This window comes from Streptomyces sp. NPDC004752, from assembly GCF_053601275.1.
This window is the reverse complement of the sequence record NZ_JBSGBN010000191.1, coordinates 1-7,886: the sequence shown is the minus strand read 5'-3', so window position 1 is coordinate 7,886 and position 7,886 is coordinate 1. Positions and strand designations below refer to the sequence as shown.

7 protein-coding genes are annotated in these 7,886 nt (G+C 69.3%); 1 reads left to right on the top strand and 6 read right to left on the bottom strand.

The features are described 5' to 3' along the window. Positions 1-98 precede the first annotated feature (98 nt). The 4 genes from ACWEKM_RS43090 to ACWEKM_RS43075 all read right to left on the bottom strand — a co-directional run bounded on the left by ACWEKM_RS43090 (position 99) and on the right by ACWEKM_RS43075 (position 5,008). Entirely contained in the window at positions 99-1,526 is a 1,428-nt protein-coding gene (locus ACWEKM_RS43090) for a GH1 family beta-glucosidase (protein WP_451626765.1), read from the bottom strand. A 217-nt stretch (positions 1,527-1,743) separates the two neighbouring features. Continuing rightward, positions 1,744-2,661 carry a carbohydrate ABC transporter permease gene (locus ACWEKM_RS43085; RefSeq protein WP_451626764.1) on the bottom strand — a complete coding sequence of 306 codons (918 nt, stop codon included), beginning with the start codon at positions 2,659-2,661 and terminating at the stop codon, positions 1,744-1,746. Continuing rightward, on the bottom strand, positions 2,658-3,683 hold the full coding sequence (locus tag ACWEKM_RS43080) for a carbohydrate ABC transporter permease (RefSeq protein WP_451626763.1): 1,026 nt from the start codon (positions 3,681-3,683) through the stop codon (positions 2,658-2,660). Before ACWEKM_RS43080 ends, ACWEKM_RS43085 begins: the two co-directional genes overlap by 4 nt. Then, entirely contained in the window at positions 3,680-5,008 is a 1,329-nt protein-coding gene (locus tag ACWEKM_RS43075) for an ABC transporter substrate-binding protein (RefSeq protein WP_451626762.1), read from the bottom strand. Before ACWEKM_RS43075 ends, ACWEKM_RS43080 begins: the two co-directional genes overlap by 4 nt. Before the next feature lie 329 nt (positions 5,009-5,337). Between ACWEKM_RS43075 and ACWEKM_RS43070 the strand changes: the two genes are divergently transcribed. Beyond that, positions 5,338-6,393, top strand: a complete 1,056-nt coding sequence (locus tag ACWEKM_RS43070; RefSeq protein ID WP_451626761.1) for a LacI family DNA-binding transcriptional regulator — start codon at positions 5,338-5,340, stop codon at positions 6,391-6,393. Positions 6,394-6,870: 477 nt separating this feature from the next. Here the strand turns inward: ACWEKM_RS43070 and ACWEKM_RS43065 are convergent, their stop codons facing one another. Then, on the bottom strand, positions 6,871-7,266 hold the full coding sequence (locus tag ACWEKM_RS43065; RefSeq protein WP_451626760.1) for an acyltransferase family protein: 396 nt from the start codon (positions 7,264-7,266) through the stop codon (positions 6,871-6,873). Continuing rightward, complete coding sequence (locus ACWEKM_RS43060; RefSeq protein WP_451626759.1) at positions 7,260-7,730, bottom strand: nuclear transport factor 2 family protein; 471 nt, start codon at positions 7,728-7,730, stop codon at positions 7,260-7,262. Before ACWEKM_RS43060 ends, ACWEKM_RS43065 begins: the two co-directional genes overlap by 7 nt. Positions 7,731-7,886: the final 156 nt, after the last annotated feature.

Sequence of the window (7,886 nt, the reverse complement as noted above, 5' to 3'; positions counted from 1 at the left end):
CCGCTCTGCTGGGGTCGGTGCCCCCCCGGACCCCCCGCCCGGGTGGGGGGGGCGCGCCCCCCCGGCGGGCCGCACCCCTGCCCTCCAGTTCCCCCGCGCTACACGCCCTCGGCCGGCGGCAGCGAGCCGGACCGCGCGACCTGCCCGTACCATCGCGCGCTCGACTTCGGCGTCCGCTCCAGCGTGGTGTAGTCGACGTACACCGCGCCGAAGCGCTTCTCGTAGCCGTACGCCCACTCGAAGTTGTCCATCAGGGACCACAGGTAGTAGCCGCGTACGTCCGCCCCGTCCGCGATGGCCCGGCGGACCGCCGAGAGATGGCCGTGCAGATAGGCGATGCGCTCCGGGTCGTGCACCCGGCCGTCCGGGTCCGGCCTGTCGTCGTACGCGGCCCCGTTCTCCGTCACGTACAACGCCAGGCCCGGGGCCATCAGGGAGTACCGCATGAGCAGCTCGTACAGGCCCGTCGGGTCGACCGTCCAGCCCATCTCCGTGCGCTCGCCCGGCGTCTGGTGGAAGGCCACGTCGTCCGCGGCCGGCCAGGGCGAGTGGTCGCGCGTCCCGTGCCCGTCGGCCCGCGGTCCGGTCGCCTCCGGACCGGCCGCCGAGACCAGCGCCGGGGTGTAGTAGTTGAGGCCCAGCGCGTCCAGCGGCTGGTGGATCGCGCGCAGATCGCCGTCCTGGACGTACGACCAGTCGGTGACCGATGCCGTGGCCCGGAACAGAGTCTCCGGGTACGCCCCGTGCAGCACCGGGCCGTGGAAGACGCCGTTGGCCAGGTCGTCGATCCGCCGACCCGCCGCCAGGTCCGCCGGGTCCCGCGAAACGGTGCGCACCACTGAGGAGTTGAGGCTGATCGCGATCGTGTTCCGGGCCGGCATCACCGAACGCAGGGCTGATGTGGCCAGCCCGTGCGCCAGATTGAGATGGTGCGCGGCCCGCAGCGAGGCCGCCGGGTCGGTCCGGCCCGGCGCGTGCACTCCGGAGCCGTAGCCAAGGAAGGCGCTGCACCAGGGCTCGTTGAGGGTGATCCACTGCTCCACCCGGTCCCCCAGCGCCTCGCCGACGAGCCGCGCGTACTCGGCGAACCGGTGGGCGGTGTCCCGTTCCGGCCAGCCGCCCGCGTCCTCCAGCTCCTGCGGCAGATCCCAGTGGTAGAGCGTGACGGCCGGCCTGATGCCGGCGGCCAGCAGCGTGTCGACCAGACGGCGGTAGAAGTCCAGGCCCGCCTGGACGGCAGGGCCGCGGCCCGTCGGCTGCACCCGCGGCCAGGAGATCGAGAACCGGTACGCGTTCAGGCCCAGCCCGGCCATCAGCGCCACGTCCCCGCGATAGCGGTGGTAGTGGTCGACCGCGATGTCACCGGTGTCGCCGCCGGCCGTCCTGCCGGGCGTATGGCTGAAGGTGTCCCAGATCGAGGGGGTGCGGCCGTCCTCCCGTACCGCCCCCTCGATCTGGTACGCGGAGGTTGCCGCGCCCCAGAGGAAGGCGGGAGGAAAACGCACGGAGGTAACGGGTTCAGGCATGGAAGCGCTCCCATCGAGTGATCGTGGCGACCGGCGGGTGGTGGAGAGAAGAAGGCGAAGAAGGAGAAGAAGGGGGAGCCGCGGGAGGCACGGGGGACCAGGGGCCGGGGACCGGGAACCAGGGGGCCGGGGCCGGGGGTCGGGGCTCAGGGGGCCGGGGCGGCGGTGGCCTCTGGTCCCCGGCCCCCGGGGTCCGGGGCTTCGGGGCCGCGGCGGGTCAGCCCTTGATCGCGCCCTGCATGATCCCGCCCACGATCTGCTTGCCGAACAGCAGGAAGGCGACCAGCAGCGGCAGCGTGCCGAGCAGCGCGCCCGCCATGATCACCGCCTGGTCCGGCACATAGCCGGTGCCGAGCGAGTTCAGGGCGACCTGCACGGTCGGGTTCTGCTGGTTCAGGGCGATGATCGGCCACAGGAAGTCGTTCCAGGCGAACACGAAGGTCAGCAGGCCGAGCACGGCCATCGCCGGCCGCGCCGCCGGGAACACCACATGCCACACGACCCGCACACTGCTCGCCCCGTCCACCCGGGCCGCCTCGATCAGCTCGGTCGGCAGCGCCTGCACCAGGTACTGCCGCATGAAGAACGTGCCGAACGCGGTCACCAGACTGGGCAGAACGACCGTCTGCAACTGGTTCGACCAGCCCAGGTCCGACATCCACAGATACAGCGGTACGACGGCGAGCTGCGGCGGGATCATCATGGTGCCGATCGTCGTCAGCAGCAGGAGGTTGGAGAACCGGAACCGCAGCTTGGCGAAGGCGAACCCGGCGAGGGTCGCGAACAGGACCGTGCTGACCGTGATCGTGCCCGCCACGATCAGCGAGTTGACCATGGCGGTGCCCAGCCCCGCCTCGTCCCACGCGGACCGCAGGTTGGTGAACAGGTTGCCGCCGAACCACAGCGGCGGCGGGGTCTCGGCCAGCCGCCGGTCGGTACGGGAGGCCGCGACCGCCGTCCACACCAGCGGCGCCAGCGAAACCAGCGCGAAGACCGTCAGGACGGCATAGGTGACCGGGCCCGCGTGCAGATGCTTGCCCGCCCCCATCACCGGGCGCCGCCCGCGACCACGCCGCCCGCGACCACGCCGCTCGGTGTCCGCACCGCGCGGGAGGGTGAGTTCACTGGTGGTCATCGGGACTTCCTCAGACGTCGGGTGAGCAGCATGTTGAGTACGGCGACGAGCACCAGGATCAGGAACATCGACCAGGCGATCGCGGATGCCTTGCCCAGGTTGCCGATGATCCAGCCCTGGTCGTACATATACAGACCGAGCGTCTGATACTGGTGCTCGGCGCCGCCCTTCGAACCGCTGACCCCGCCGAACAGCAGTGGCTCACCGAACAGTTGGGTCGCGCCGATGGTGGAGACGACCACCGTGAACAGGATGGTCGGCCGCAGCTGAGGGACCGTCACATGCCGGAACTGCTGCCAGCGGTTGGCGCCGTCGATCGCCGCCGACTCGTACAGATCGGTCGGGATGGCCTGCATCGCCGCCAGATAGATCAGCGCGTTGTAGCCGGTCCACCGCCAGATCACGATGGATGACACCGCGAACTGTGAACCCCAGTCCGACTCACGCCAGTTGACCGGATCCACGCCGAAGAAGTGCAGGATCCAGTTGACCAGGCCGCCGTCCCACGAGTACAGCAGCGTGAACACCAGCGTCGCCGCGGCCACCGAGGTGGCGTACGGGGTGAGCATCACGACCCGCCACCCGGTCGAGCCGCGCAACCGGTAGTTGAGCAGATGCGCGAGCCCGAGCGCCGCCAGCAGCTGCGGCACGGTCGAGATCACCCCGATGGTGAAGGTGTTCTTCAGGGCGTTCCAGAAGAAGTCCGAGGCCCACAGGTTCTGGTAGTTGTCCAGCCCCGCCCAGGTCCGCCGGTCCAGCGCCGACAGCTGCACGTCGTGCAGCGAGTACCAGGCCGTGTACAGCAGCGGGACCAGCGAGAAGGCCCCGAAGAGGATGAAGAAGGGGGCGATGAACGCGTACGGCGACGCCTTCATGTCCCAGCGGTACAGCCGGCTGCGCCAGGAGTCGGCGTCGGCCGGCGCACCGCGACCGTGCGCGCCCCGGGCCGCGCCCGACCGGCGGCCGGGCGCGGCGTCGGCGCTCGACGCGGACCGCGCGAGAGCCTGCTTGGAGCCGGTCACTGGCCGAGCACGTCCTTGACCTCCTTGGTGGCGGCGTCCCAGCCCTGCGCCGGGGTCTTGCCCTTCTGCTCCACCTGGAGAATGCCGATGTCGGTGATCGCGGTGCCGATCGGCTGGTCCTTGGCGCCGTGGTACTGCGTCGGGATCGTCTTCGCCGAGTCGGAGAAGATCTGCGTGATCGGCGCGTCGGAGAAGTACGCGCCGGTGGCCGCGGCCGGCTTCAGATCCGGGTACGCCGACGGGGTCGACGGGAAGCTGGCCTGCTTGGCGAAGACCTTGGCCTGCTGCTCGGGCGCGGTCAGCCACTTCGCCAGGGCGATGGCCTCCTTCCGGTGCTTGCCCGCCGTCGGTACGCCGATGAAGGAGCCGCCCCAGTTGGCCGCGGTCGGGGCCGCCGCCACGTCCCAGTTGCCCTTGCCGGAGTCACCGGACTTCTCCTGGATGTAGCCCATCATCCAGGCCGGGCAGGCCACCGTGGCGAAGGTGCCGTTGGCGAAGCCCTGGTCCCACGGCTTGTCGAACTGCTTCAGCTTCGCGGACATATCGCTGGTGGCCACGGTCATCGCCACGTTCCAGGACTTCTTCACGCCCGCGGACCTGTCCCAGACGACGTTGCCGTCCTGGTCGTAGTACATCTCGGTCTCGCCGCCGATCGCCGCGTTGTAGACGGAGGAGGCGGAGTCCACGAACTTGGTGCCGGACGGCGCCTTCTTCATGTACTCCTTGCCCAGCTCGACGTACTTGGCCCAGTCGCCCTTCCACTGCGCGGCCAGCTTGGTCCGGTCCGTCTCCAGACCGGCCTTCTTGAACAGATCCTTGCGGTAGCAGATGGCCATCGGGCCGATGTCCGTGCCCAGCCCGATCGTCCTGCCGTCCTCGGTGGTGGCCTGGGCCAGCTTCCAGTCCAGCCACTGGGACTTGTCGACCTCCTTGCCGAGGTCCACGAACTTGTCGGCCTGGGTCTGCACGGCCTCGGTGATGTTGCCGACCTCGATGGCCTGGATGTCGTCGGTGCCGGAACCGGCCTGGAGCCGGGTGAGCACCTTGGGCCAGTAGACGTCGGTGCGGGTGGTGACGTTCTCCTTGACGGTGATGTCGGGGTGGAGCTTCATGTATGCGTCGTAGAGGCCGGCCTGCTGGTAGCCGAAGACACCGAAGGTCCCGATGGTCAACGTGGTCTTGCCCGTGCCGTCGCCGTTGCCGCCGCCCGATTTCGACGAACCGTCGTCGGAGTCGTTGGCGCAGCCGGCCAGCACTCCCGTAGTCAGCGCGGCGACGGCCGCGAAGGCGACCAGCCTGCGGGACCGGCGGATACTCGTGCGCATGGAGTCCTCCTGTTGCCTGACGTGCCGACCCCCCGGCCAACTGCTCTGTCGGGCCCGTTCGTACGCGCTGCGGCTCGGGCGGGGAACGTGCGGGACATATATGTGTCAGGTACTGTGGGAGCGCTCCCAAATGTGATGCGTTGAAGGGTCGTCGGTTCGGCCGGGGGTGTCAAGGGAGCGGACACGACCAACTGCGTTCAGTGGTCCGCCTGTTGGCCGTTTCTTGCTCGTCCCACGGGGCCCTGACGGCACCGGCGCACGGTCGGCTCCGCACGCGGGGCTGTTACATTCCGCACCAGTCAGATTGCCGGTCCAGGGAGGCGGAGCCCATGGCAAGCCACGGAACGCGGGGGCGCCGTGGCCGTCGGCCGACCCTGGAAGAGGTCGCCGCACGCGCCGGTGTGGGCCGTGGCACGGTCTCCCGGGTGATCAACGGCTCGCCCCGGGTCAGCGAGGCCACGCGCGCGGCCGTGCAGGCGGCCGTCGCCGAGCTGGGATACGTACCGAACACGGCGGCCCGCGCGCTCGCCGCGAACCGCACGGACGCCATCGCCCTGGTGGTCCCCGAGCCGGAGACCCGGTTCTTCGCGGAGCCGTACTTCTCGGCCATCCTGCGCGGTGTGGGCGTCGAACTCTCCGACACCGAGATGCAGTTGCTGCTGATCTTCGCGGGCAGCGACCGTGAGCGGCAGCGGCTCGCACAGTATCTGGCGGCGCACCGTGTGGACGGTGTGCTCCTGGTGTCCGTGCACGCCGACGATCCGCTGCCCGACCTGCTGGCCCAGCTGGAGATCCCGGCGGTGATCAGCGGCCCGCGCTCGGCGGCGGAGGCGCTGACCTCGGTCGACGCCGACAACTACGGCGGCGCCCGCTCGGCCGTCGAGCATCTGGTCGCCCGCGGGCGGCGCACGGTCGCCCACATCACCGGCTGCCTCGATGTGTACGGTGCTCAGCGGCGCCTGGACGGCTACCGCGAGGCCCTGCGGGACGCGGGCCACCGGGTGGACGAACTCCTCGTCGAGCCGGGTGACTTCACCGAGGAGGGCGGTCGGCGCGCGATGGCCCGGCTGCTGGAGCGCAGCCCCGGCCTGGATGCGGTCTTCGCCGGTTCGGATGTCACCGCGGCCGGCGCGCGTCAGGTGCTGCGTGAGGCGGGCCGCCGTATCCCCGACGACGTGGCCCTGATCGGCTACGACGACTCGGCGATCGCCCGTCATATGGACCCGCCGCTGACCAGCGTCCGCCAGCCCATCGAGGAGATGGGCCGCGCCATGCTCGACCTGCTTCTGACGGACATCGCCGACTGCCGCCACGCCCTCTCCCGCGGTCCGGAACGCCGGCACACGGTCCTCCCGACGGAACTGGTGATCCGCTCGTCGTCGTGACTGCGTCGGGAGACGCGGGAGACCCGGGAGACGCAGGGTCAAGGAAATGGTGACGAGAATCTTAAGGAAATGGTGACGAGAAACATCAAGGGCTGATCTGCTTTCACATATCAGCCCTTGATGGAGAGTCGGGACCCCAGATGATCAAGGTTGTCAAAGCCTTTGATCACGAACAGGGGTCGCGTTCGGGTGCCATCTTCCCTGATCGGTGTCCTGCAGCGCCACTGCGCAGACATCGACTCCGCCTGCCCGGATCCAGAACCGCCGCAGCTCACCTGCCTGGCGGACGTGCTGGGGCGGATACCCGGTCCCCGCCGGGTCGGGGGCCGCCGCTACCGCCTGGGCTCCTGCTCGCGCGCCTCCACACCGGGACGGCTCCTCGCCCGCCTGAACGGCGACGCGCTCGACGACGCCGTGGGCGGTGAACTTGGTGAAGTCGACGGGATGGGACGAGAACTCGGCGGTGAGCAGCCAGTTCTACCAGTACAGGGCGCCGGCCATCACCTCATGGGCGTAGGCGGCCCACTGTGCGTGCGGAACCAGGAAGAACGCGGCGACGACGACGCAGAACAGCACCAGGAACGCGGCGGGCAGAAGGCGGCGCGCCCGCCGCGCGTAGAACTGCGCGATCCGGATACGCCCGGTGCCGTCGATCTCACGAATCAGGTGCGTGCTGATGAGATAGCCGGAGATGACGAAGAAGACGTCGACCCCGACGTAGCCGCCGGTGAGCCAGGTCGGCCAGAGGTGGTTGAGAACGACGAGCCCCACGGCCAGGGCGCGGAGCGCCTGGATGTCGGGTCGAAAGCCGTCCGATCCGAGTGTGCCGGACATACGGGTCGGCCGGTCGGGTGCGGCCTGTCGATTCAGCATCGACGTTCCTGGATGCACTCGTCGTGGGTGATCGTGCGGGAGCGGACCAGCAGGCCGCCGTTGTCGCCGCGCACGAGGACGTCTTGCGTGGGACAGCTGACTTCGGGCGCGGGCTTCTGGCCCGGCTTGATCCTGAAGACCAGTGAGTAGTAACTCGTCTCGATCGTCCCGTCGTCGCGTGGTTCGACCGTGAGCATGGTGTACAGGTGCCGCTGTTGGATCTGGGCGTCGGTGAGCTTCTTGTGGAGTCCCCGCATGGTCGTGGCCAGTTCGGCCCGGCCGAGGAACGTCCCCTTTCCGACGCGGTGGACCACGGCGTCGTCGGGCTCGTGCTCGAGCCGGCCGCCCTCGGTGAACGTGGCGGCCCATTCCTCCGCCTGCCCGTCGTTCTGCATTCGGACTTGTCGAGCATAGAAGTTCTGTATTTCTACGTACAGTTCCGCGAGCTTCGCTGTTGTTGGCATGGCATCACGATTCACTGTGCCGCTTGAAAGCCGCCTGAGGGATCTTCTAACCAGGCTGCCTAGCCTCGATTCTTCGGTGGGGTTTGGTCGTTGGGTGGCCAGGTGGTTCACCCGTATTGTCCCTCGCTGTGTGAGGGCGGGCCGTCGCGTGTCGCT